This is a genomic window from Sorangium sp. So ce1036 (genome assembly GCF_051369805.1).
Lineage (GTDB): Bacteria > Myxococcota_A > Polyangia > Polyangiales > Polyangiaceae > Sorangium > Sorangium cellulosum_F.
Genome location: NZ_JBBMOX010000001.1, coordinates 7,012,076 through 7,037,999 on the forward strand (window position 1 = coordinate 7,012,076; position 25,924 = coordinate 7,037,999).

Annotated in this window: 10 protein-coding genes; 8 read left to right on the top strand and 2 right to left on the bottom strand. The window is 73.7% G+C overall.

What is annotated here, in order from left to right; translation table 11 throughout:
• Positions 1 to 61 precede the first annotated feature (61 nt).
• From WMF31_RS26290 to WMF31_RS26310, 5 genes are all read left to right on the top strand, one after another.
• Positions 62 to 12,658 (top strand): amino acid adenylation domain-containing protein, encoded by a 12,597-nt coding sequence (locus WMF31_RS26290; protein ID WP_436604574.1) that lies wholly within the window; start codon positions 62 to 64, stop codon positions 12,656 to 12,658.
• 79 nt (positions 12,659 to 12,737) lie between these two features.
• Positions 12,738 to 13,328, top strand: coding sequence for a cysteine hydrolase family protein (locus tag WMF31_RS26295; protein WP_129346916.1), 591 nt, complete (start codon positions 12,738 to 12,740; stop codon positions 13,326 to 13,328).
• 99 nt (positions 13,329 to 13,427) lie between these two features.
• On the top strand, positions 13,428 to 14,456 hold the full coding sequence (gene hypE, locus WMF31_RS26300) for a hydrogenase expression/formation protein HypE (protein WP_436604575.1): 1,029 nt from the start codon (positions 13,428 to 13,430) through the stop codon (positions 14,454 to 14,456).
• Positions 14,428 to 16,809, top strand: coding sequence for a carbamoyltransferase HypF (hypF, locus tag WMF31_RS26305; RefSeq protein ID WP_436604576.1), 2,382 nt, complete (start codon positions 14,428 to 14,430; stop codon positions 16,807 to 16,809). The genes hypE and hypF overlap by 29 nt, the downstream gene beginning before the upstream one ends.
• Positions 16,806 to 18,461, top strand: a complete 1,656-nt coding sequence (locus WMF31_RS26310) for a cyclic peptide export ABC transporter (protein ID WP_436604577.1) — start codon at positions 16,806 to 16,808, stop codon at positions 18,459 to 18,461. Before hypF ends, WMF31_RS26310 begins: the two co-directional genes overlap by 4 nt.
• A 151-nt stretch (positions 18,462 to 18,612) precedes the next feature.
• On the opposite strand, the gene WMF31_RS26315 is transcribed toward WMF31_RS26310, so the two are convergent.
• Positions 18,613 to 19,386, bottom strand: a complete 774-nt coding sequence (locus WMF31_RS26315) for a DUF6748 domain-containing protein (RefSeq protein WP_436604578.1) — start codon at positions 19,384 to 19,386, stop codon at positions 18,613 to 18,615.
• A 1,709-nt stretch (positions 19,387 to 21,095) separates the two neighbouring features.
• Here WMF31_RS26315 and WMF31_RS26320 point away from each other — a divergent pair.
• The 3 genes from WMF31_RS26320 to WMF31_RS26330 all read left to right on the top strand — a co-directional run bounded on the left by WMF31_RS26320 (position 21,096) and on the right by WMF31_RS26330 (position 24,498).
• On the top strand, positions 21,096 to 22,874 hold the full coding sequence (locus WMF31_RS26320) for a trypsin-like serine protease (RefSeq protein ID WP_436604579.1): 1,779 nt from the start codon (positions 21,096 to 21,098) through the stop codon (positions 22,872 to 22,874).
• A 282-nt stretch (positions 22,875 to 23,156) separates the two neighbouring features.
• Positions 23,157 to 23,708 carry a hypothetical protein gene (locus tag WMF31_RS26325; protein WP_436604580.1) on the top strand — a complete coding sequence of 184 codons (552 nt, stop codon included), beginning with the start codon at positions 23,157 to 23,159 and terminating at the stop codon, positions 23,706 to 23,708.
• Between the two features lie 148 nt (positions 23,709 to 23,856).
• Positions 23,857 to 24,498, top strand: coding sequence for a lamin tail domain-containing protein (locus WMF31_RS26330; protein ID WP_436606602.1), 642 nt, complete (start codon positions 23,857 to 23,859; stop codon positions 24,496 to 24,498).
• A gap of 49 nt (positions 24,499 to 24,547) precedes the next feature.
• On the opposite strand, the gene WMF31_RS26335 is transcribed toward WMF31_RS26330, so the two are convergent.
• Entirely contained in the window at positions 24,548 to 25,924 is a 1,377-nt protein-coding gene (locus tag WMF31_RS26335) for a hypothetical protein (RefSeq protein WP_436604581.1), read from the bottom strand.

Genomic DNA, 25,924 nt, shown 5'->3' on the forward strand with positions numbered 1-25,924 from the left:
GGGTTCGGCGGACGGCGTTCGCGCTCGCGGAGAGCGCGACGGAGCGGTGGAGCTTTATTCGATGAACGGTGCCTTGTTGGGTGAGCTGGATCGCTGCGCGACCCTGGTCGACGTCCTCCGGACGCGCGCGGAGGCCCAGGGCGGCGCCCTCGCGTTTCGATTCCTGACGACCGGCGACGTGGACGGCGGCGCCGAGGAGTGGACGTATCGAGATCTCCACCTCCGCGCGATGGGGATCGCCGCGGCGCTGCAGGCCAGCGGCGGCGCCGGCGAGCGGGCGCTGCTCCTCTACGCGCCCGGGCTCGACTTCATCGCGGCGTTCATGGGCTGCGTCTACGCCGGCGCCGTCGCGGTCCCGACCTACCCGCCGAACCCCGCGCAGATGGAGCGCACCCTGCCGCGGCTCCGCGCCATCGCCCGCGACGCCGGCGCCCGCTTCGTGCTGACCACCGGGCTCATCGCCTCCATGGCGGAGGCGCTCCGGCAGCAGGCGCCCGAGCTGGCCGAGCTCCGCTGGATCGCCACCGATTCGATCGACGAGGGCGCCGCGTCCGCGTGGCGCGCGCCGGCGATCTCCGGCGAGACGCTCGCGTTCCTCCAGTACACGTCGGGGTCGACCGGGAGCCCCAAGGGCGTGATGGTGAGCCACGAAAACGTGCTCGCCAACGAGCGCGCCATCCTCGCGGGCTTCGAGCACGACGCGGGCTCGTCCGGCGTCGGGTGGCTGCCGCTGTTCCACGACATGGGGCTCATCGGCAAGGTGCTCCAGCCGATCTTCGTCGGCTTCCCCTGCACGCTGATGTCGCCGCTCGCGTTCCTGGAGAGGCCGATCCGGTGGCTCCGGGCGATCTCCCACTTCCGCGCCACGACGAGCGGCGGGCCGAACTTCGCGTACGACCTCTGCGCGCGCAAGGCGACGCGCGAGGACCGGGCGCAGCTCGATCTCCGCTCGTGGACGGTGGCGTTCAACGGCGCGGAGCCGGTCCGCGCCGACACGCTGGACCGGTTCGCGGACGCGTTCGCGCCGTGCGGCTTCCGCCGCGAGGCGTTCTACCCGTGCTACGGGCTCGCGGAGGCGACGCTGTTCGTCGCCGGCGGCCTCCGCGACGCGCCGCCCGCGCGCGCGAGCGTCGACGCCGGCGCGCTCGAGCGCGGGGTGTGGCGCGCGGTGGACCCGGCCGCCGCGGGGGCGCGGCGGCTCGTGTCCTCCGGGGCGCCCCGGGAGCGCGTCGTCATCGCGTCGCCCGAGGGGGGCGCGCGGTGCGCCGAGGGCCAGATCGGCGAGATCTGGGTCGCCGGGCCGAGCGTCGCGGGCGGCTACTGGGGCAGGCCCGAGGAGACCGCGCGCACGTTCGGCGCGCGCCTGCCGGGCGACGCCACGCCCTACCTGCGGACCGGGGACCTCGGCTTCCTCTCGGGCGGAGAGCTGTTCGTCACCGGGCGCATCCGCGACCTCATCATCCTCCGCGGGCGCAACCTGTACCCGGACGACATCGAGCGGACGCTGGAGGCGGCCCACCCGCGCGTTCGCCGCGGCTGCTGCGCGGCGTTCTCGATCGAGGTCGGCGGGGAGGAGCGGCTCGGCGTCGCGGCCGAGCTCGACACGCGGCAGGGGAACGACGCGCCACAGGACGTCGTGGAGGCGCTGCGCTCGGCGGTAGCCCGGGAGCACGACGTGCAGCCGCACGCGGTGCTGCTGCTCCGCCCGCGCACGATCCCGAAGACATCGAGCGGCAAGATCCAGCGGCACGCGTGCGCGAAGGGGTTCCGCGACGGGACGCTCGAGGTGCTGGAGGCGTCCGTGGCCGCGGAGGCACAGGGGCCGGCGGGCGCGGGCGCGGCAGGGGCGGGCGCGGCGGCCGATCCGGCGGGCGACGCGGCCCGGGTGCTGCGGCTCGCGCTGCGCGCCGTGCCCGCCGCCGCGCGGCCGGGCCTGCTCGTCGAGGTGGTGCGCGAGGAGCTCGCCCGCCTCGCGCGGGTGGACGTCCGGAGCGTCGCGCCGGGCTCGAAGCTCATGGCGCTGGGGCTCGACTCGCTGGCGAGCGTCGAGCTGCAGGCGCGCTTCGAGGAGCTGCTCGGCGTCGCGGTGCCGGCGGCGCTGCTCTGGCAGGCGTCGACGGTCGAGGAGCTCTCCCGCGCGCTCGCGGCGGCGCTCGACGCGCCGGCGCCCGAGCCGGCCCCCGCGGGCGGCGCGGCGCCGGAGGGCGAGCCCGTCGAGCTCTCCTCCCACCAGCTCCGCCTGTGGTTCTTCTGCCGGTTCGCGCCGGAGAGCCCGCTCTACCACGTGGTGTTCGGCGCGCGGATCCTCGGGGCGATCGACGAGGCGAAGCTCGAGGCGAGCCTCGCGGCCGTCGTGCGGCGGCACCCGGCGCTGCGCACCGTGTTCCGCGAGATCGCCGGGGAGCCCCGGCAGATCGTGCTCCCGGAGGTGACGGTGCCCCTCGCCCGCGCGCGCGTCGAGGGGGAGAGCGCGGAGGAGCGCGAGGCGCGCCTGCGCGCGCTCGCCATGGAGTGGGGGCGGCGGCCGTTCGCGCTCGAGGAGGGCCCCCTGCTCCGCGTGTGCCTGGTCTCCCTCGAGGAGCGCCACCACGTCCTGCTCTTCGCGCAGCACCACCTCGTGACCGACGGCCGCTCGATCGAGGTGCTCGTGCGCGATCTCGGGGCGAGCTACGCCGGGCGCCCCGGCGCGTCGCCCGGCCCGCGCCTCGGGTACGCCGACTACGCGCGCGCGCAGCGGGCCGCGCTCGACCGGATGGACGCGCAGCGGGCCTACTGGAAGGCGAAGCTCGAGGGGCTGCCGCCGCTCGACCTGGGCGCCGGGCGCGGGCGCGCCGCGGCGTCGCCCTTCGCGGGCGGGACCGTCCGGTTCTCGCTGCCGTCGCGGCACGTCGACGCGGCGCTCGCCGCCGCGCGGGCGGAGAACGCGACGCTCTTCGTCGCCCTCGCGTCGCTCTACGCGGCGCTGCTCCACCGCCACACCGGGCAGGACGACCTCGGCATCGGCGTCGTCGTCGCCAACCGGAGCCGGCCCGAGCACCAGGGGATCGTCGGCTTCTTCGCGAACACGGTCGTCCTCCGCGTCGACCTCGGCGGGAGGCCCACGTACCGCGAGCTCCTCCGCCGCGTGCGCGGCGCGATGGCCGAGGCGATGGAGCGCGCCGAGCTGCCGTTCGACGAGGTGGCGCGCGAGGCCGGCGCCGGGCGGGAGGGCGATCGGGGCGGGCTGATCCAGGCGAGCTTCGTGCTGGAGAGCCTCTCGGAGCCGCCGTCGGACGTCGACGGGGCGCCGTGGCGGCCGGTGCTCTGGTCCCCCGACGGCGCGGTCGAGGGCACGGCGAAGTTCGACCTGGGGCTCAGCGTGGCCCGCCTCCCGGGCGAGCTCACCGCCGCGCTCGAGTACCGCGAGGGCCGCTTCGCGCGCGACGAGATCGAGCGCATGGCGGGCCACCTCACCGTGCTCCTCGGCGCCGCCGCGGAGCAGCCCGACCGCCCGATCGACGAGCTCCCGCTGCTCCCGCCCGAGGAGGAGCGCTTCCTGCTCGAGGGCTGCAACGACACCGCGGCCCCCGTCCCGGCGGGCGTCTGCTTCCACGACCTCTTCCGGGAGCAGGCCGCGAGGACGCCGGATCGGCCGGCGGTCGTGTGCGCCGGGCGGCGGCTCTCCTACGCCGAGCTCGACCGCATCACCGACCGCGTGGCGCACGCGCTCCGCGCGCGCGGCGTCGGCCCCGATCGCCTGGTCGGCCTCCTCGCGAGGCGGGACCTCGACTTCGTGGTGCTCGCGCTCGGGGCCTTCAAGGCGGCGGGCGCCTACGTGCCGCTCGACCCCGCGCACCCGGCGCAGCGCAGCGCCGACATCCTCGCGCGCGCCGGCGCCCCGCTGCTCCTCGTGGGCGACGCGATCCCGGCGGCGCTCCGCGACGAGATCCTCGCCGCCGCGGGCCCCGCCGCGCCGGAGGCGCTCTCCGCGCGGGACCTCCTCGCCGCCGCCCCGCCGGAGCCCGCCGGCGCTGCCGCGCCGCGCGCGACGCCCGACCACCTCGCCTACGTCATCTACACGTCCGGATCGACCGGCGCGCCCAAGGGCGCGATGGTCGAGCACCGGGGGATGCTCAACCACCTCCTCGCGAAGGTGCGCTCCCTCGGGCTCGGGCCGTCGGACGTGGTCGCGGAGACCGCGCCCATCACCTTCGACATCTCGGTCTGGCAGCTCCTCTCCCCCCTGCTCGCGGGCGGCGCGTGCCGGCTCGTGCCGGACGAGATCGCGACCGACCCGGCGCGGCTGCTCGACGCGGCCGCGGACGACGGCATCACCGTCCTCGAGATCGTCCCCTCGCTCCTGCGCGGCATGCTGGACGAGCTGGCGTCGCGCCCCGCGTGGCGGCCGCGCCTCGACGGCCTGCGGTGGCTCGTCCTCACCGGCGAGGCGCTCGCCCCGGATCTCGTGCGCCGGTGGCTCGCGCTCTACCCGCGCGTCCCCGTCATGAACGCCTACGGGCCGACGGAGTGCTCCGACGACGTCGCCCAGCACGTCGTGGTCGAGCCCCCGGCGGAGGACGCCGCCTACGTCCCGATCGGGCGCCCGATCCAGAACACGCAGCTCCACGTGCTCGACCGGCAGCGGCGCCCCGTGCCGATCGGCGTCGCCGGCGAGCTGTACGTCGGTGGCGACGGCGTCGGCCGCGGGTACCTGCACGACCCCGAGCGCACGACGGCGGCGTTCCTGCCGGATCCGTTCGCCCGGGCGCCGGGGGCGCGCCTGTACCGGACCGGCGATCTCGTGCGGCGGCTGCCCGGCGGCGAGCTCGTGTTCCTCGGGCGGATCGATCACCAGATCAAGCTCCGCGGCTTCCGCATCGAGCTCGGCGAGATCGAGGCCGTCATCGCGCGGTGCGCCGGGATCCGCGATGTCGTCGTGGTCGCGCGCGAGGACGCGCCGGGCGACCCGCGGCTCGTCGCCTACGTGGTCCCCGAGGGCCCCGCCGCCCGGTTCGAGCCGGGCGCGCTCCGGGATCACCTCGCGTCGCGCCTGCCGGGCTACATGGTCCCGGCGGCGCTCGTCCCGCTCGACGCGCTCCCGCTGAGCGCGAACGGCAAGGTGGACCGCAAGGCGCTGCCCGCGCCCGCCTGGGCCGATCCGGCGGAGCGCGCGGCGCGGGCGGCGCCGCGCACCGGCCTCGAGCAGGCGATCGCCGAGGTGTGGCGCGCCGTCCTCGGGCTCGACTTCGTCGGCGCGCACGACGACTTCTTCGCGATCGGCGGCCACTCGCTCTCGGCGACCCGCGTCGCGGCCCGCCTGCGGGACCTGCTCGGCGTCGAGGTCGCGGTCCGGTCGCTGTTCGAGGCGCCGACCGTCGCCGCGCTCGCCGCGCGCCTCGAGCGCCCGGCCAGGGAGGCCGCGGGCGAAGGCGCCCGCCCCGGCGCGGCGCCGCTCGCGCCCGCGCCGCGCGCCGGGGATGTGCCGCTGTCGTTCGCGCAGCAGCGACTCTGGTTCCTGGACCAGCTCGAGCCGGAGAACGCCACGTACAACGTGCCCGCGGCGCTCCGCCTGCGCGGCCCGCTCGACGTGCCCGCGCTCGCGCGCGCCATCACCTGGGTGGTCCGGCGGCACGAGGTCCTGCGCACCACCTTCCAGGCGGTCGACGGCCGCGCCGTCCAGCGCTTCCACGCCGCGCCGGACGCGTGGCCCCTCGCCTTCCTCGACCTCGCGGCGCTCCCCGCGCCCGCGCGGGAGGCGTCCCTCCTCCGCCTCGCGTCCGGGGACGCCGCGCGGCCGTTCGACCTCGCGCGCGGGCCGCTCCTGCGCGCGTCGCTCTACCGGCTCGCGCCCGACGAGCACGCGCTGCTCGTCACGCTCCACCACATCGCCTCGGACGGGTGGTCGCTCGGCGTGCTCGCGCACGAGCTCACGGCGGCCTACGCCGCGCTCGCGCGGGAGGAGGAGCCCGGGCTCCGCCCGCTGCCCGTCCAGTACGCCGACTACGCCGCCTGGCAGCGGAGGGAGCTCACCGAGGAGGTGCAGGAGGCCGAGCGGGAGATCTGGCGCAGGCGGCTCGACGGCGCGCCGCCCCTCGATCTGCCCACCGACCGCCCCCGCCCCGCCGCGCGGTCGTTCCGCGGGCGCACGCACCGGTTCGCGCTGCCCGAGGACCTCGTCGCCGCGCTGCGGCGCACGAGCCAGGAGCTCGGCGCCACGCTGTTCATGACGCTCCTCGCCGCCTTCGAGGTGCTGCTCCACCGCCACAGCGGCCAGGAGGACTTCTGCGTCGGCACGCCGGTGGCCGGCCGCGGGCGGACCGAGCTCGAGCCGCTGATCGGGCTGTTCGTCAACACGCTCGTCCTGCGCGCGCGGCTCGGCGGCGACCCGACGTTCGAGGAGCTCGTCCGGCGCGTGAAGGCCGACGCGCTCGAGGCGTACGCGCACCAGGACCTGCCGTTCGAGATCGTCGTCGACGAGCTCGCCGTGGAGCGGGATCCCAGCCGGAACCCGCTCTTCCAGGTGATGTTCGCGCTCCAGAACGCGCCGCCGCCCGCGCTCTCGCTGCCCGGCGTCGAGGTGTCCCAGATCGCGCTGGATCTCGAGCAGTCGCGCTTCGACCTGACGCTCTTCCTCACCGAGTCGGGCGCCGGCCTCGACGCCGCCATCGAGTTCGACCTCGACCTGTTCGACCCCGAGACGGTCGCGCGCCTCGCCGGGCACTACGAGACGATCCTGCGCGCCGCCGCCGCGGATCCCCGGCGGCGCGCCGCCGAGCTCCCGCTCCTCACGCCGCGCGAGCGGCATGAGGTGCTGGTCGCGTGGAACGCGACGAGCGCGCCGCCGCCGCCCGCCGCGAGCCTGCACGGGCTGTTCGACGCGCAGGCCGAGCGGTCGCCCGGCGCGGTGGCGGTCGCCTCGGACGACGGCGAGCTCACGTACGGCGAGCTCCGGCGCCGCGCCGACGCGCTCGCCCTAAGGCTCCGCGCGCTCGGCGTGCGGCCGGAGGTGCGCGTCGGCCTGTGCGTGCGGCGGACGCTCGACCTGGTCGTGGCGCTCTGGGCCATCTTCAAGGCGGGCGGCGTCCACGTGCCGCTCGACCCGGGCTACCCGAGCGCGCGGCTCGCGCTCCTCCTGGAGGACGCGGGGGCGCACCTGCTCGTCACCGAGCGCGAGCTCTCCGCGCGCGCCCCGGCCCCGCCGGGCACCCGGGTCGTCCTGCTCGAGGAGCTCGCCGCTGGCCTCGAGGAGCCCGCGCCCTCCGCGCTGAACGGGGCCGGCGCCGCGGCGGACGCGGGGCGGCCGGAGCAGGCGGCGTACCTCATCTACACCTCCGGCTCGACCGGCCGGCCCAAGGCGGTCGTGATCGAGCACCGCCAGGCGGTCGCGCTCGCGTGGTGGGCGCGGCGCGCGTTCTCGGACGAGGAGCTCGCGGGCGTGCTCGCGTCCACGTCGACGTGCTTCGACCTCTCCGTCTTCGAGCTCGTCGTGCCGCTCTGCTGGGGCGGCAAGGTCGTCCTCGCGGACAACGCGCTCGCGCTGCCCGCGCTCCGGCGCCGCCACGAGGTGACGCTCCTCAACACCGTGCCGTCCGCCGCGGCGGCGCTCGTCGCCGCCTCGGGCATCCCCGGGTCCGTGCGGACCGTGTGCCTCGCCGGCGAGCCGCTCCGCGCATCCCTCGCGCGGGACGTGCTCGCGCTGCCGCACGTCGAGCGGCTCCTCAACCTCTACGGCCCGAGCGAGACCACGACCTACTCGACCTGGTCCACGGTCACCGCCGACGCGCGCCCGACGATCGGCAAGCCCATCGATCACACCCAGATCTACGTGCTCGACGCGCGGCAGCAGCCCGTGCCCGCCGGCGTCCCCGGCGAGATCTACATCGCCGGCGCCGGCGTCGCGCGCGGCTACCTCGGGCGCGACGAGCTGACGGCCGAGCGGTTCGTCCCCTGCCCGCTCGACGAGGCCCGGGGCGCGCGCATGTACCGCACCGGCGACCGCGCGCGCTGGCTCGCGGGCGGCGAGCTCGAGTACCTCGGCCGGCTCGACCACCAGGTGAAGATCCGCGGCTTCCGCGTCGAGCCCGGGGAGACCGAGGCCGCGCTCGCCGCGCACCCGGACGTCCGCGAGGCGCTCGTGCTCGCGCGGGACGACGGCCCGTCCGGCCGCTGGCTCGTCGCCTACCTCCTGGTCCGGCGGCGGCCGATCGACGAGCAGGCGCTGCGGGCGTTCGTCGCCGAGCGCCTGCCCGAGCCGTTCGTCCCGTCCGCCTTCGTCGCGCTCGACGCCTGGCCGCTCAACCCGAACGGCAAGATCGATCGCAAGGCGCTCCCGCCGCCCGACCGCGCGGATCGACCGGGAGAGGCGCGCCGCGCGTCGGGCGAGGCGCGCCGCGCGCCGGCGACGCCGACCGAGCGGGCCCTCGCCGGCGTGTGGGGCGAGGTCCTCGGCCGCGACGGGCTCGGCGCGGACGACGACTTCTTCTCCCTCGGCGGGCACTCGCTGCTCGCGGTCCAGGTCGTCGCGCGCGCGCGGCGGCTGTTCGGCGTCGAGCTCCCGCTCCGCGCCGCCTTCGACGCGCCCACGATCGCGGCCCTCGCCGAGCGCATCGACCGGGCGCGGCGCGCCCAGCCCGGCGCCGCCCGCCGGCCGCTCTGCCCGGCCCCCCGCGGCGGGGATCTGCCGCTCTCCTACGCCCAGCAGCGCCTCTGGTTCATCGAGGAGCTCGAGCCGGGCACCGCGCTCTACAACATGCCGCTCGCGCTCGTGCTCCGCGGGCCGCTCGATCGCGGCGCGCTGGAGCGGAGCCTCGCCGAGGTCGTCGCGCGCCACGAGGTGCTGCGCACCCGGTTCGAGGCGCGCGACGGCCTGCCGTTCCAGGTCGTGGACCCCGCGCCGCGCCTCGAGCTGCGCCACGTCGACCTGTCCGCCGTCCCCCCGGGCGAGCGGGAGCGGGCGGCCCGGCGCGCGGCCGAGGACGAGGCGCGGCGGCCGTTCGACCTCGCCTCGGGCCTCCCGATCCGCGCGGCGCTGCTCCGCCTCTCCGACGGCGAGCACGCGCTGCTCGTCACGGTGCACCACATCGCGTGCGACGGCGCCTCGCTCCCGGTCCTCTTCCGCGACCTCGCCGCGTTCTACGAGGCCGCGCGCGCGGGCCGCGCGCCCGCCCTGCCGCCCCTCCCGGTGCAGTACGCCGACGTCGCCGTCTGGCAGCGCGCGCAGGCCGACGCGTGGCGCGCGCAGCTCGAGTACTGGAAGGGCCAGCTCGCCGGCCTGGAGCCCCTGGACCTCCCGACCGACCGGCCGCGCGGCAGCGCCCCCTCCTACCGCGGCGACACGGTCCCCGTGCGCCTGCCCGCGCCGCTCGTCGAGGCGCTCCGCGCGCTCGGCCGGCGCGAGGGCGCGACGCTGTTCATGCTGCTCCTCGCCGGCTTCGCCGCCCTCCTGCGCCGGTACACGGGCCGCCCCGACGTGGCCATCGGCTCGCCGGTCGCCGGCCGCACGCAGCTCGAGATGGAGCCGCTCGTCGGCTGCTTCATCAACATGCTCGTCCTGCGCGTCCGCCTCGACGACGACCCCACCTTCGTCGAGCTCGTGCGGCGGGTGCGGCAGGTGACGCTCGACGCCCAGGAGCACCAGGACGTCCCGTTCGAGCAGGTCGTCGACGCCCTGGAGGTCCCGCGCGACCTCGGCCGCACGCCGCTCTTCCAGGTGGCCTTCGCGTTCCAGGACGCGCCGGAGCGGCCGCGCAAGCTCGGGGAGCTCGACGTCGCGCCGCTCGAGGTCGACGCCGCCGTCGCGAAGTTCGACCTCATGCTCGCCCTCGAGGAGGGCGACGGCGTCGTCTCCGGCGGCCTCGAGTTCAGCACCGACCTGTTCGACCGGACCACGGTCGAGCGCTGGCGCGGCCACCTCGAGGCGCTGCTCGCGGCCGTCGCGGCCGAGCCCGGGCTGCGCGTCTCCGACGCCCCGCTGCTCGGGCCCGAGGAGCGCCGCCTCGTGCTGCGCGCCTTCAGCGGGGCGGAGCGGCCCTCCTCGCCCGAGCCCGCGTGCGCGCACCACCTGTTCGAGGCGCAGGCGAAGGCGGCCCCCGGGCGGACCGCGCTCCTCTTCGAGGGGGCCGAGCTGAGCTACGGCGAGCTCGACCGCCGGGCCAACCGGCTCGCGCACCACCTCCGCGCCCGCGGCGTCCGGCGCGGCGCGCTGGTCGGCGTGTGCATGCCGCGCTCGCCCAACATGATCGTCGCGCTGCTCGCGGTGCTCAAGGCCGGCGGCGCGTACGTCCCGCTCGACCCGACCTACCCGCGCGAGCGGCTCGCCTTCATGATCGAGGACGCGCGCCCCGCGCTGCTCATCGCGCAGCCCGAGCTCCTGCCCGCGCTGCCCGCGGCGCTGCCGCCGGTCGTGCGGCTCGGCGAGGGCGAGCCCCCCTTCCCGCACGAGCGCGCCGACGATCCCGCCGCCGGGGCGCTCCCCGGGGATCTCGCGTACGTCATCTACACCTCGGGCTCGACCGGGCGCCCCAAGGGCGTGCTCATCGAGCACCGCGCGCTCTCCGCCTTCGCCGTGGCGCAGCGCAAGCTGCTCGGCGTCGAGCCGGGGACCCGCGTCCTCCAGTTCACCCGGCTGAGCTTCGACGTCTCCGTGATGGAGATCTTCGTGCCGCTCTTCGCGGGCGGCGCGGTGTGCCTCGCGCGGGCCGAGGCGCTCCTGCCCGGGCCCGGGCTCATGGATCTGCTGCGGCGGCAGCGGATCCAGGTCGCGATGCTCACCCCCTCGGCGCTGATGGCGGTCCCGCCCGGCGAGCTCCCCGACCTGCGCGTGCTGTGCGTGGCGGGCGAGGTGTGCCCGGCCGAGCTGCCGCGCCGGTGGGCGAAGGGGCGGCGGTTCCTCAACGGCTACGGCCCCACCGAGGCCACGGTGCTCGCGACCGCGGCCGAGTACGGGCCGGACGTCGCGCGGCCCACGATCGGCCGCCCGCTGCCGAACACGCAGGTGTACGTGCTCGACCCGCGCGGCCAGCCCGCGCCCGTCGGCGTCCCGGGCGAGCTCCACATCGGCGGGATCGGCCTCGCGCGCGGCTACCTGAACCGCGACGACCTGACCGCCGCCCGCTTCGTGCGCGCGGCGTTCCCCGAGGCCGAGGGGGCGCGGCTCTACCGCACGGGCGACCTGGTGCGGTGGCTGCCGGACGGCCAGCTCGACTTCCTCGGCCGGCTCGACGAGCAGGTCAAGATCCGGGGCTTCCGGATCGAGCTCGGCGAGATCGAGGCCGTGCTCGCGTCGCACCCGGGCGTCGCCGAGGCGGTGGTGGTCACGCGCGAGCACGGGCCCGGCGACGTGCGGCTCGCGGCCTTCTTCGTCCCGCGCGGGGCGCCCGTCGCGGTCGACGCGCTGCGCCGGCACCTGTCCGAGCGGCTGCCCGACTACATGATCCCGGCGGCGATCGCGCCGCTCGATCGGTGGCCGCAGACGCCGAGCGGCAAGATCGACCGGCGGGCGCTCGCCGCGTCCGTGCCCGCCGCGCGCGCGGCGCTCGGCCAGGGCGCGCGCGTCGCGCCGAGGACCCGGGCCGAGCTGGAGATCTGCGCGCTCTTCGAGGAGCTCCTCGGCGTCGAGGGGGTCGGCGCGACCGACGACTTCTTCGCGCTCGGCGGCCACTCGCTCCTCGCCGTGCGGCTCATGGCCGAGATCCGCGGCCGCACGGGCTGCGACCTGCCGCTCACCAGCCTGTTCCGCGCGCCCACGGCCGAGGCGCTCGCGGCGCTCGTGCGCGAGCGGCGGGGCGCGCAGGCGGGCCGCGGCTCGATCCTCGTCCCGCTCGCCCCGCCCGCCCCGCCGGGCGCCGCCGGCGCGCCGGGCGCCGTCGGCGCGCGCGCCCCGCTCTTCTTCGTGCACCCCGTGGGCGGCAACGTCCTCTGCTACGCCGAGCTCGCGCGCGCCCTCGGGCCGGATCGCCCCTTCTACGGCGTCCAGGCGTTCGGGCTGGAGACCCCCCCGCGCGCGCTCGGCAGCGTCGCGGAGATGGCCGAGGCGTACTGCGACGAGCTCCGCCGGGTGCAGCCCGAGGGGCCGTACCTGCTCGGCGGCTGGTCGATGGGCGGCGTCGTCGCCTTCGAGATGGCCCGCGTCCTCGAGCGGCGCGGCCGCCGCGTGGCCGCGGTCGTCCTCCTGGACGCGTACCTCCCGCCGTTCGACGAGCCCGGCGACGAGCTCCCGCCCCTCGCGCAGTTCGCCGCCGATCTCGCGGGCCTCTCGGGCGCCGACGCGGCCGCGGCGCTCCCCGCGCCCGGCGGCGGCGCCGCGGATCGCGCGTGGATCCTCGCGCGGCTCGAGGAGCTCGGCGTGCTGCCCGCCGGGACCACGCTCGACGAGCTCGGCGCCCTGTTCGACGTGTTCGAGCGGAACGCCGCGCTGCTCGCGCGCTACGCCCCCGGCGCCGTCTCGGCCCGGGTGGAGCTCTTCCGCGCCGAGGGCTCGCCGCGCCGCGACCCGCGGCCCGCGTGGGCCCGGTGGGCGCCCGGCCTGCGGAGCCACGTCGCGCCCGGCGACCACTACACCCTGCTCCGCAGGCCGCACGTCGAGGCGCTCGCGGGGCGCCTCCGCGAGGCGCTGCTCGACGCGGAGGCCGACGGCGCCGCAGGGCGCGACGACGCCCGCGCCGCCCGCCCGCCGGGGTGATCACGCCGCGCAGCGCCCGCGGAGCCCGCTTCGACCGATTCGTCCGAGACCCATCGACCGAACCAGAAAGGACCGATCCATGCCCAACATCGCCGTGCTCACCAACGATCTCCAGTACGAGTTCATCGACAAGATGCCGGGGGGCCGCGAGCTCCTCGCCCGGGTGGCGCCGCAGTTCAACATGTTCCTCGGCGCCATCCGCGCCCTGGGGCACGTCGTCGTCCACCTCCAGCTCATCAACGACCCGAACGACCCGCAGATCCAGCGCCGCTTCCGCGGCAAGGAGATCCCGGCCATCAAGGGGACGCCCAACGCCGAGCTGATCAAGGACTTCGTCCATCCGTCCGACCTCGTGATGGTGAAGGGCCGTGACAGCGGCTTTTACGAGACGCCCCTCGACGACAAGCTGAAGGAGCTCGGCGTCAAGACGGTGCTCGTCACGGGCATCCAGACCCAGATCTGCGTGCAGACCACGGCGGCGGACGCGTTCTTCCGCGGGTACAAGGTGTGGGTCCCCGAGGACTGCGTGTTCTCGCTCAAGGAGGAGGACAAGAAGCGCTCCCTCGAGTGGATGGCGTCGTACTGCGCCGCGATCGCGCCCGGCGCGGAGATCATCAAGCGCCTCCGCGAGAGCGACGACCTGCCGAGCCGGGAAGAGCTCCTCGGCTGACCCCGGACGACGAGGCCGAGGGGCCGGGCGGCCTCGTCTTTTTCTCTTTCATGCCCTCTCACCGCAGGTGCTGCGGAATCGACCCTGGAGCTTCATCCCATGACTGGACAACACGCAAGCGACAACGAAGAGGTCGTCCTCGACCACGGGACGGGCGCCCGCCTCAGCCGGGAGCTCGTCGAGCGCATCGCCGCCACGCTCGGCGACACGTACATCGGCGCGATGGAGGACAGCGCGGTCCTCGACGTGCCCACCGGCCGGATCGCGGTCACCACCGACTCGTTCGTGGTGACGCCGCTGTTCTTCGGCAACGGCGATATCGGCAAGGTGGCTGTCTGCGGCACGGTCAACGACCTCGCGGTGAGCGGCGCCCGGCCGCTGTATTTGACCCTGGGCCTCATCATCGAGGCGGGCTTCCCGATCTCGTCGCTGATCCGGGTCCTCGAGTCGGCGCGCGACGCGGCGCGGGAGGCCGGCGTGAAGATCGTCGCGGGCGACACGAAGGTCGTCGGCAAGGGCGAGGCCGACCGCCTCTTCATCAACACCACCGGCGTGGGCGTCGTGGAGCGCGCGCCGCTCGTGAGCCGCGCCGTGCGGCCCGGGAACAAGATCGTGCTCAGCGGGTACATCGGCAACCACTCCATCCACCTGCTCTCGGTGCGCGAGGGGCTCGGCTTCGAGAAGCGGGTGCAGAGCGACTGCGCGCCGCTCAACGGCCTCATCGAGGCGGTCCTCCGGGGCGTGCCCGAGGGCGCCGTCACGGCGATGCGCGACGTCACGCGCGGCGGCCTGTGCGCCGTGCTCCACGAGTTCGCCCGCGCGGCGGGCGCGGAGCTGTCGTTCACGCGCGCGGCGCTCCCCGTGCTGCCGGAGGCGGTCATGGCCGCGGACATGCTGGGCATCAACCTCATCCACCTCGCGAACGAGGGGTGCCTCTGCCTGTTCGTCGAGGCGGACAAGGTGGGTGACGTGCTGGGGATCCTGCGCGCGCACCCGTACGGCCGCAACGCCGCCGTGATCGGAGAGGTCAAGAGCGCCCCGGCGCCGGTCGTCTCCGTGATCGAGCCCGATGGGACGCAAACGCAGCTCGAGGAGCTCTATGGCGCCGAACTCCCCCGGCTCTGCTGAGCCGCGGCCGGCGATCGTCACCCGCCGCTTCCGGGTCTCCGGGATCGTGCAGGGCGTCGGTTTCCGGCCGTTCGTGCACCGGCTGGCCCGCGACGTCGGGGCGCGCGGGTGGGTCCTCAACGACTCCCAGGGCGTGCTGCTCGAGCTGCAGGCCCCGGGCGAGGCGATCGAGGCCTTCCTGCGGGCGCTCTCGGCGTCGCCGCCGCCGCTCGCGCGGATCACCGGTGTCCGGGAGGAGGCGCTCGCCGAGCCCGCGCCCCGGCACGCCGACTTCCACATCCGGAAGAGCGTCGATCTGCGCTACACCGACACGCTCATCCCGCCCGACTCGGACGTCTGCGCCGAGTGCCTGCGGGAGATGCGCGATCCCTCGAACCGTCGATATCGGTACCCGTTCATCAACTGCACCCATTGCGGGCCGCGCTACTCGATCATCTGCGACATGCCGTACGACCGGCCGCAGACCACGATGCAGCGCTTCGCGATGTGCCCCGCCTGCGCGCGGGAGTACGAGGACATCGACGATCGGCGCTACCACGCCCAGCCGAACGCCTGCCCGGCGTGCGGCCCCCGGCTCACGCTCACCGACCGGCTGGGCGCCCCGATCGCGGCGGAGGATCCGGTGCGGTTCGCGATCGCCCGGCTGCGCGAGGGCGCGCTCTTCGCGGTCAAGAGCCTCGGCGGGTTCCACCTCGTGGCGGACGCGCGGAACGAGGCGGCGGTGAAGGAGCTCCGCCGCCGCAAGCGCCGCGACGCCAAGCCGTTCGCGGTGATGGTGGCCGACGGCGACGCGGCGAGCCGCCTCGTCGTGGTCAGCGCCCCCGAGCGCGCCCTGCTCGAGAGCCGGCAGCGCCCGATCGTGCTCCTGCGCAAGCGGCCGGGCGCGCTGCCGGAGGCGGTGGCCCCGCGCAACCCGAGCTTCGGCGTCATGCTGCCGTCCACGCCGCTGCATTATCTGCTGCTCGAGGATCCGGCGCTCGACGTGCTCATCATGACGAGCGGCAACCTGTCCGGACACCCGATCGCGTACGACAACGACACGGCGCTCTCGCAGCTCCGCGACATCGCCGATTACTTCGTGCTGCACGACCGCGACATCCGGACCCGGGTCGACGACTCGGTCGTCCGGCTCACGGAGGCGGAGGGGCTCGACGGGCCGCTCCTCTCCTTCATCCGGCGGTCCCGCGGGTACGCACCCTACCCGATCCACATGCCCGAGGACGTCGGCGCGGTCGTCGCCCTCGGCGGGGAGCTGAAGACCACCGTCGCCGTCGGCAAGGACAGGCAGGTGTTCATCAGCCAGCACATCGGCGACCTGAAGAACGACGCGACGTTCAGCGCGCATGTCGACTGCTCGACCCACGTCCAGCGGCTCCTGTCGGTGCAGACGGACACGGTCGCCTGCGACATGCACCCGGCGTTCCGGTCGACGCGGGCCGCGAAGCAGCAGGCCGGCGCGGAGGTCGTGACGGTGCAGCACCACCACGCCCACATGGCCGCGTGCATGGCGGAGAACGGGCTGAGCGAGCGCGTCATCGGCGTCATCTTCGACGGCTCCGGCTACGGCCTCGACAACACCATCTGGGGCGGCGAGTTCCTGGTCGGCGATCACCGCGACTTCGAGCGCGCCGGGCACCTCCGGCCGATGGTCCTGCTCGGCGGCGACAAGGCGGTGAAGGAGCCGATCCGCGTCGCCATCTCGCTGCTCGTCGAGACGTTCGGGGGCGACCTCGGCGGCGTCCGGGTGCCGGCGCTCCAGGACATCGCGGAGGAGCGCCGCGACGTCTTCGTGAAGATGGCGCAGCGCCGGCTGAACGCGACGGCGACGACGAGCATGGGCCGGCTGTTCGACGGCGTCTCCTCGCTGCTCCGCATCTGCCACGAGGTCGAGTACGAGGCGCAGGCGGCCATCGAGATGGAGGCGCTGCTCGAGCGGGACTTCCGGACGGCGGACCCGCTGCGCTACGACATCGAGGAGCGGGACGGCCGCCTCATCGTGGATTACCGCCCGCTGGTCCGGGATCTCCTGCGCGCGCTCGAGGAGCCGGGCGCGACGCCGGCGCACCTCAGCCGGCGGTTCCACTCCACCGTGGTGGACGCGATAGCGCAGGTGTGCCGGCGCCTGGCCGAGCGGTACGACGTGCGCCGCGTGGTGATGAGCGGCGGCGTCTTCATGAACGAGTTCGTCCTGATCAACGCGATCCGGCGCCTCGGGCGGGAGGGGCTGACGCCGTACTGCCACCGGCTGGTCCCGTCGAACGACGGCGGGCTCTCCCTCGGCCAGATCCTGGTCGCGGCGGCCCGCGCCGGGTCGGCGCCTCCGGATCTCCCCACCTCCGCCGGGCGTCCATGAGGCTCCTCACGTTCATCGCCGGGTATTCCCGGCGGATCCTGGTCCTCGCGATCGTCGCGGGGGTGATCTGCGGCGCCTGCAACACGGTGCTGCTCGTGCTGATCAACCAGGCGCTGCAGGGCGAGCGCGGCGCGGTGATGTGGGCGTTCGTCGCGGTGTGCTTGCTGCTCCCGTTCGCCCGGTATCACTCGGAGATCCTGCTCACGCGGCTCGGCCAGGGGGCGCTGCTCGATCTCCGGGTGAAGATCTGCCGGAAGCTCCTCGACGCGCCGCTGCGCCAGATCGAGGAGATCGGCCCGCCGCGGGTGCTCACGGCGCTCACGGACGACGTCCCGGTGATCACCGCGGCGCTGCTGCAGATCCCGATCATCTGCATCAACCTGGTCATCGTGGTCGGCGGCCTGCTCTACATGGGGTATCTCTCGCCGTTCATGCTGGCCACGGTGCTGGCGCTCATCGTGATCGGCGTCCTCGGGTATCAGCTCCCGATGAGCCGGGCGTCGCGCCATTTCCGCCGCGCGCGCGAGGCGACCGAGGAGCTGATGAAGGCGTTCCGCGCGCTCACGCGGGGCGTCAAGGAGCTGAAGCTCCACGCGCGGCGCCGCGAGGCGTTCCTCGCGACGTCGCTCGAGGCGGAGGCGGGGACGGTCCACGCGAGCAACCTGCGCGGGGTGGTGGCGCTCACGGCCGCGAACGGGTGGGGGCAGGCGATGGTGTTCACCATCATCGGCGTGACGCTCTTCGTCTTGCCGACCTTCCAGGTGGCGACCGTCGAGGCGCTGGTCGGCTACGCGCTCATCCTGCTGTACCTGATGACGCCGATGCAGGTGCTCATCGGCGCGGTCCCGGCCCTGAGCCGCGCGGGCATCGCGGTGCAGCGGGTCGAGGATCTCGGCAGGACCCTCGCGGTCGAGGCGTGCGAGGCGGAGGCGGGGGCCGCGCTCCCGGGGAGCTGGAAGCGGCTGGAGCTCGCCGGGGTGACGCACGCGTACCGGTCCGAGGGCAAGGACGACAGCTTCATGCTCGGCCCCATCGACCTCAGCGTGCGGCGCGGGGAGATGATCTTCCTCGTGGGCGGCAACGGCAGCGGCAAGACGACGCTGGCGAAGCTGATCACCGGCCTGTACACGCCCGAGTCGGGCGAGATCCGGCTCGACGGCGCGCCGATCACCGACCGGAACCGGCGCGCGTACCGGCAGCTCTTCTCGGTGGTGTTCTTCGACTTCCACCTGTTCGAGCGCCTGATCGGGCTCGACTCGCCCGAGCTCAACGAGCGCGCGCGCGGCTACCTCGCGCGCTTGCAGCTCGATCACAAGGTCAAGGTCGAGGGGGGCGCGCTCTCCACGACGTCGCTGTCGCAGGGGCAGAGGAAGCGCCTCGCGCTGCTCACGGCGTACCTGGAGGACCGGCCGATCCTGCTCTGCGACGAGTGGGCGGCGGATCAAGATCCCGTGTTCAAGGACGTCTTCTATCGCCAGATCCTCCCGGAGCTCCGGGCGAGCGGCAAGACGATCCTCGTCATCAGCCACGACGACAAGTACTACGGGCTGGCGGATCGGGTCCTCAAGATGGACTTTGGCCAGCTCGTGGGCGAGCAGCCGGCGGCGGGCGCGCGGGCCGACGAGGCGTCCGCGGCGCAGGCGTGGTCGTGACCCGCCGCGGCGTGGTGCGGGGAGCCGGGCCGTCTCGGCGACCTGACCTCCGAGGACGAGCAAGTCCTCCCCCGCGGCGAGCAGCGCGCCCACGGGGAACCGGCGCGCGTCGCCCCGGTTCACGCGCCGGTCTCGGCGGTGCCGACCAGCCTCACCTCACGGGCAGGTAGAACTCCACCGCCTCGAGGCCGTTCATCGAGCCGGCCGGACCGGTGATCACCGTGTGATGACCGGCGACCAGCAGGCCGCCCGCGGCGAGCGCCTCGAAGCCGCCCTCGACCCGCTCCGGCGTGGCGCCGGACGCGGACAGGTCGATGCTGTCGAGCGGCCCGCTCACGCTCGTGTTCAGGCTCTTCTCCGAGAAGGACGGGCAGGGATAGGTGATGCACACGATCCCGGTGCTCTCGACCCGAGAGAAGTGGCCCTCGGGCGCCTTGCCGGTCGCCCCGATCCAGACCTCGCTGGCGATGAGCACGTCGGCCGGCCGCGGCCACAGCGGGTCCGTCTTGGCCTGCCCCAGCTCGCCGCGGACCAGGGCCTTCCCCGCGCCGAACGCCTCTTTGACCTTGGTCACGGTCGAGCGGTCGAGCCGGAGCCGCGACAGATCGAGCTCGAACATATGGCATTCTTCTTGCCATGTTCCATCCGCGCAGCGGGCCACGCTGGTGTTGACGCGGGCGACGAAATGGCCGCCGCAGATCGGTGACACGCACTTGCGGAGATCCGGGCGGGTCACGATGAAGTAGTCGGCCACGGCGCCCTTGGCCTCGATCAGCGCGCCGGGATCGACCTCGGCGGCGGGCTCGGTCTGGGGCTCGTCCAGCGCGAGGGCGCCGTCGCCGGGGACGTCGCAAGCGAGCGCTGGCAGGGTCAGCGAGCCGAGGAGGGCGAGACGCGAGATGCGATGATGGGTCGAGTCGAACATCGGTGTTCTCCAGCTCGGACACAGGTTCATGAGCGTGCGGGCGCCTCGGCCGGTCCGCAGGCGCGAGGCATCCTCGTGGGCTTTCACGGGTCGAGGCAGCGAGCTGTCGCGAGCGTGGCAGGCGCCTGTCGTCCCACCTCGCTGCTCGCCGCGTTGCCTCTGGCGCTGTCGGACGAGCCGCTGCGCGGCCCGATCCGTCGGTCGAGCTCGCTCGAGATAGTGCAGTATTCCTCGCTCGCTCTCCCTGGGCTCGGGCCGCTCCCGACATTCGTCAGACAGGGTCTGGAGACGCTCTGCTCCAGCGAATGAAAGGATAGTACCTTCCGGCGCTTCCAGGCAAGACGCTGGTCATGACAGGGATTCGACGTGCCATGAGGCTTCACGAATCCGACGTGAGCACGAGGTGCCCGGCCAGGAGCTTCCTCGATGAGCTCGTCCCTGCGCGCCCGATCGCTGCGTCGAGCAGGAGGCCGCCACGCGATATGGGCGAACAGAGGATGCGCTCGGTCCAGCCTTCGAGCTGCATGCCCCCCGCGCGCTCGCAGCGCCTCGTCCGTGTCCGCGCCGATGCCGCCCAGCACGAAATTTTTCACCGTCACACCTCCCCGCAGGTTCCGGTTTGAATTTCAATTCTCCCCGGCGGCTCTCGGCAGCCTCCGGTTTGAGTTTCAATTCTCCCCGGCGGCTCTCGGCAGCCTCCGGTCTGAGTTTCAATTCTCCCCGGCGGCTCTCGACAGCCTCCGGTCTGAGTTTCAATTCTCCCCGGCGGCTCTCATCGGTCGCTGGCCGTGCGGCGGCTCCTGGAGCGCAAGGGCACGAAGAGGGTGAAGCGGGCGAAGGCGCGGCTCCAGGACCGCGTCGCCCGAGCTCGTCCCTGGTTGCGGGCGAGAGGTCTAGCCGGGCTGCCCGACCCTCGAGGAGGAGGCCCTCCGCGAAGGCCTACGAGGATCCCGGAACCAGGTGCACGAGCACGACTGCGGGAAGTCGGGCCGGGAAGCGAACCGCCAAGACGCCTGCTCGGTGACCGGCGTGTCATGATCGGTCCGTGACGTGTCACGAGACATGTCACGGTTCGATCATGACATGTCACGGTCGATCCATGACATTCTGCAACCTCACCAGCCCCCCGGCGGGGCCAGGATTCCAGGGCTGGCGATGAGCGAGCGCTCGTCGCTGCGATCGCGGCCCTGAAGCGCTGCGGAGGCGCCAGATCAGCGCGGCAGCACAGGCGGTGGGGCAAGGACACCGCGACATGGCACACTCGTTGCAGCATGCGGCGTGTTCCTGGACGATCCGCTGCCCGGTCGCGACCGCGTCTCGGGTGCATCGACATCAGGGCCGGAGAGCGCCGCCGCCATGCCGGAGGCTGTCCACTCTACTCCACCGCTCCTGCAGGAATGTGACCGACGCGCGCGCGCTTGCGCAGCCCTGCTGGCCATGGAGTGAAGGCGGCCCCTTCGATGCATGGATGAGTTGTTGATATAGCATCGCTCCTTGAGGGGGTGTCGGATCGCACAGAAGAATGTTCTGTCGACCCGGGGGGGGGGGCAGGTCCCGCACTTGAGGGTGACGTCTCCGAGGCGTTTGGATCCCCTTCCCCCCGCGGACAAGGTTTGATGTCTCCGAAGCGTCCAGAGTTCCTTACACCCGCTCGTGCGCCTGGCCTGTTCCTCGACCGCACGAGTCGACACTCACCAGGGAGATTGGGCATGAAGATCCGAGCGTCATCGTTTCGTGGTTCATCGAGCTGGCTGCTCTCGATCATGTTGGCAGCCTCCGCCGCCGGTTGCGGCGCGGAAGACCAGGACCTGGAGTCCGACCTGGCGTCCGCCGAGTCCGAGATCATCGGCGGCAGCTCGGTATCGATCGCGACCCGCCGTTCGCTCGGCCTGGTCGAGGTGCACGGTGATTGCTCCGGATCTCTGATTCACCCCGACTGGGTGCTCACCGCGGCCCACTGCCTCAACTTCTATGAGTTCTTCCAGAACTGGGCGACCGCTCCCCGCCCCGACGGCACGCCGGAGAAGCGGATGGCCATCGCCGTCGAGCAGGTCGGCACCTCCGATCTGGCGATCATGCAGCTCGCGCCGCCGGCCCCAGGATCGGAGTGGCCCAACGTCACGCGGACGATGAGCTCCGAGCCCATCAGCACGCTGGTCGGGCAGCCCATCACCTGCTACGGGCGGGGCTTCACCGCATACGACTCCCCGTTCGGTCTCACGGGCAGCGACATCTGGCGCACGCTGACCCGCACCGTCGCCGAGCTCGATTACAGCGACAACTCGCTCGTGACCCACTCGACCAGCGCGGGCTACGAGACGGTCGCCCCCGGCGACTCCGGCGGCCCCTGTCTCCGCGACGGCCAGGTCGTGGGCGTGGCGTCCTGGGCCGAGTGGGACTGCGCAATTCCAGAATTCTGCGAGGAGACCATCACCAAGATCCACAAATCGCACTGGCGCTCGGTGGTCGAGTTCAAGAACTACATCGACAATGCCCAGGCGCGTCCCCCGGGGGGCACCGCAAACTGGACGCAGCCGCTACTGGGCGTCGACTGGGTCCACTTCCCCTCCACCAACGCCGCCTGGTTCACGAAGATCGACAACACGATCCACCTCCGGGGCGGCCTCCGGACCGAGGGCACCAACACGGCTTTGTTCTCGTTGTTCAGCAGCGAAGCGCCCCCCTCCGAGGTGTACATCCCCACCAACCTCTGCGGCGGTGCCAACGGCCGCCTGCACGTCATTCCCGACAGCCCCATCGCCGCTGTCCAGGTCGCGCTGGGGCCCGGCGTCGGCTGGTCCGCCGCGCAGTGCTTCACGTCGCTCGATGGCGTGTCGTTCACGAGAAACGCTCTCGGTACAGAGAGCCTCTCGCTGATCAACGGCTGGACGAACTCGCCGTACGGCACGCGCCCCGCCGCGGCGTTGCTCAGCGGAAACATCGTTCGCCTCCAGGGCGCGATCGCCAACGGCAGCGTCGCGCAGCCGTTCACGCTGGACCCGGAGCTCCGCCCGGACGCTACCGTGTTCGTGCCCGTCGACCTGTGCGGCGCCGCCAAGGGGCGGCTGATGATCACGAGCGGGGGCGCGGTGCTCATCCAGACCTTCGGCGGGTTCTCCGACGCCCAGTGCTTCACGTCGCTGGAAGGTGTCTCCTTCGCGAGGAACAGCACGGGCTTCGAGGCGCTCTCGCTGCAGAACGGATGGACCGATCACAGCCAGAGCACGCGTACCGCGAGGGTGGCGAACGTCGGTGGCATCATCCGCTTCCAGGGCGCGATAAAGACCAGCGGCACCCACCCGACCGCGTTCTACCTGCCCCCCAGCATGCGCCCGGCGACGGACGTCTACGTCACCGTGACCCTCAGCAACTCCGAAAAGGGCCGGCTGCGCATCACGCCGTCCGGCGACGTGAACGTGGAGACCGACGGCGCGTGGTCGTCCGCACAGCAATTCGTGTCGCTGGAAGGCGCCTGGTTCGGCCTGTAAGATCCTGCGCCTCGACCTCGACGCCGGCGCCGCGGAGGCCTGCATTTCATTGCCTATCCGCGTAGTCCGGAGTGAATGGCGCGACAGGACGCGACAGGAATCGAGCGCGCTACGGCGAGGACGGAACCCACTTTGACGCGCCGGCTTTCCCATGGCGCGTTACACTGCGCCCGTGGTCTGCACGACGTCGTATGGACCGCCTGCCGTGGCACGGCGCGGTGCCCTGATCGCCCGCCGGTGGGTTGATCTGCGATCGAAGCATGCCCGAGGAGCTCGGCGATCATGAGCAGCTCGCCGCATCCCGTCCACCCATCGAGCGGCCCGTCGGGCCCGTACCGCGAGCCGGGGGCGGAGGCGGCGCCCGGGTGCGCCCGCTGCGGCACGCGCAACGACGCCGGCGCGGTGTTCTGCAAGAGATGCTGCGCGAGGCAGGTGCTCCAGATCGGCCCCATTGAGTTCACCTGCGAGCGGATGGTCGTCCTGAGCGGCGGACGCGTCGTCTCGTGGGCGCCGCGGAGCGCGATCTCCTCGATGGAGATCGAGGTCGGCGCGGCGGCCGTACACCCGAGCGCCACGCTCGGCGGGGGGCTGATGGTCTTCCTCGCAGGGCTCTGCTTCGTCGGCACACCGACGCCTCCAGGCCTCCTGTTCGGCGTGCTGCTGCTCCTGTCCGCCGTGCTGACGCTCGGCGGCGCGGTGTACACGCGCGCGGCCGTGCGCGTCCGGGGCGTCGGGACCACGAGCGTGATCCGTGTGGGCACGGCGCTCGAGCCGGAGCGCCTGGGAGAGCTCCGGAAGGAGCTCCGCGACGACCTCGGTTATCCCGTGGAGTGACGCGCCCGCCGCGCACCGGGGAGCACCAGGGAGATGCGCCCCCGGCGCGCGGGGTGAGCTGGCCAGCACCCCGCGGAGGAGCCCCCCGCCTGCCGGGTTGACACGCCGCCGAGGCTGTCGTGTCGTGCGCGCGGAGGAGAACACCGTGATGACATATCTTCGGTTCACCGTTTTCTGTGCTGCTTTGCTCTACGCGGGGGGCTGCGGCTCGGGCGACGAGTCGGGGGACGGCGGCGGGCCGGACACGGACGCCACCACCACGTCCCAGGGATCGAGCGGCTCCGGCAGCGGAGGAGGGACGGCGGCCGGCGGGGGCGCGACGACGACCGTCGTGGTGAACGAGATCTCGGCCAAGGGCAGCGACTGGATCGAGCTCGGCAACCCGGGCCCGGGCTCGGCCGACCTCGGGGGGTTCGGCCTCTGCGACTCCGACGAGGCGACCGGGGCGTGCAACCTGGGCGACGCGCTCTGGTTCCCCGTGGGCACGCAGCTCGCCGCGGGGGAGTACCTGCTCGTCCTCGGCGACCAGGTCGCCGAGGACGGCCCGGGGCCCCACACGACGTGCCTGCCCGAGGGCGGTCCGAGCCGCTGCTTCTATGCGACGTGGAAGGTGAGCGCCTCCAGGGGCGAGACCGTCTACCTCATCTCTCCGGACGGCGAGGTGCTCACCCGGCTGGAGTACCCGATCGAGGCCGCGGCGGAGGGGCAGACGTGGGCCCGGCTGCCCGACATGACCGGCGAGCCCGCCGCGACGGCGCCGACGCCGGGCGCGGAGAACGCGGCGCCCTGAGCGGCGGTCCCCCGCCGCGCGCGTCACGCCGCCGCGCGCACCGCGGACATCACGGGGCGGGGTCGCCGGCGCCGAGCTCCGAGATCGCCTGGCGCACGATCCCGCCCCGGACCCAGACCCAGACCTCGCGGGAGTCCACGTGGGCGATGTCCTGGAGGTCGAAGACCTCGGGCGGCGTCTTGAACGACCAGTGATGGGCGTCGGACAGGCGGTAGACGTGGATCGCCTTCTCGCCGATCGCATAGACCGCATAGAAGCCTTCCCCGACGGCCGAGATCGGGTATCCGATGACGGGCCCCGGTCGGCGCGGCGTCGGCGCGAGGTCCGCCTTCGCCGCCGCGAACGGGCTGGTCCAGAGCGTCGACGGCCCGTGGAGCCCGTCGTCCGAGACCGGGCTCGCCTCCAGCCACACGAGCGTCTGCCCGTCGCTCGTGAAGTCGACGAGGATCCGAGGCGACTCTGCCCGGTGCAGCGGCTCGATGGAGTGGGCCTTTCGGTTCCAGATCCACCCCTCCGTGGTCCTGTCCTCGAAGAACGCCAGGCCGACCGCGCTGTCGCCGACCGGATGCATCCGATCGATCGAGGGCGCGTCGTCGCCTGAACGGGGGCCGAACTCTCGGGCCTTGTCGCTGATCCTGTCGTAGATGGTGATCGCGCCGACGTCAGGGCCCGACAGCACGAGGGTGTCGTCGCTCGCCCTGAGACCGCGGTTCGACACGTCGACCGGAATGGGCTGGCTCGCGGCGGCGAGATCGTCGTAGCCGGAGACGAGGTAGGCCGAGGCGATCGCGTCGACGCCCACCTTCTGCGCGCCGAGCCAGACCCGTTCATGGCCGACCTCGGGGACGGTCAGCAAGCAGTAGTCCTTGCTGCGCCAGGCGGCGAGCGGCGTCCCGTCGGCGTCGTAGACGCCCGCTCGCTGGTCGCCGAGGCGCTGGAGGACCAGCCCGACGCGGTAGCCGTCGCCCCAGCGAACCACGCTCGGCGAAGCGGTCCGCGGATACTTGTCGTGATCCCAGTCGACGGCGAGCGACGTGCACCCCGGAGCGCCCCCCGGGCACGGCTCCCAGCGCAAGGGGGGCAGCGCCTTCTTCGGCTCGTCGGCGACGTCGACCTGGCACCCATCGAGCCAGCCCGCCGCCTTCCAGGCGCTGTCGCCGGGAGGTGCAGCCGCGTCCGGGCCGGCGTCCACCGGGACGCCGGCGTCGGTCGCCGCCTCGCCAGCCGTCCCGGACCCGTGCGTGCTGCCCTGGGTCGCGCCAGGCGTCGCTGGATGCCCGCCGGCGCCGCCGGTCGCCGGATGCCCGCCGGCGCCGCCGCCCCCCGGAGGCTCCGGCGGGTTGCGAGAGCAGCTCGCCGAGAGGACCGACAGGAGGAGGAGCGGCACGGCGCGCGCCGCGAGGCTGACAGGGAGGACGTGTCGCAT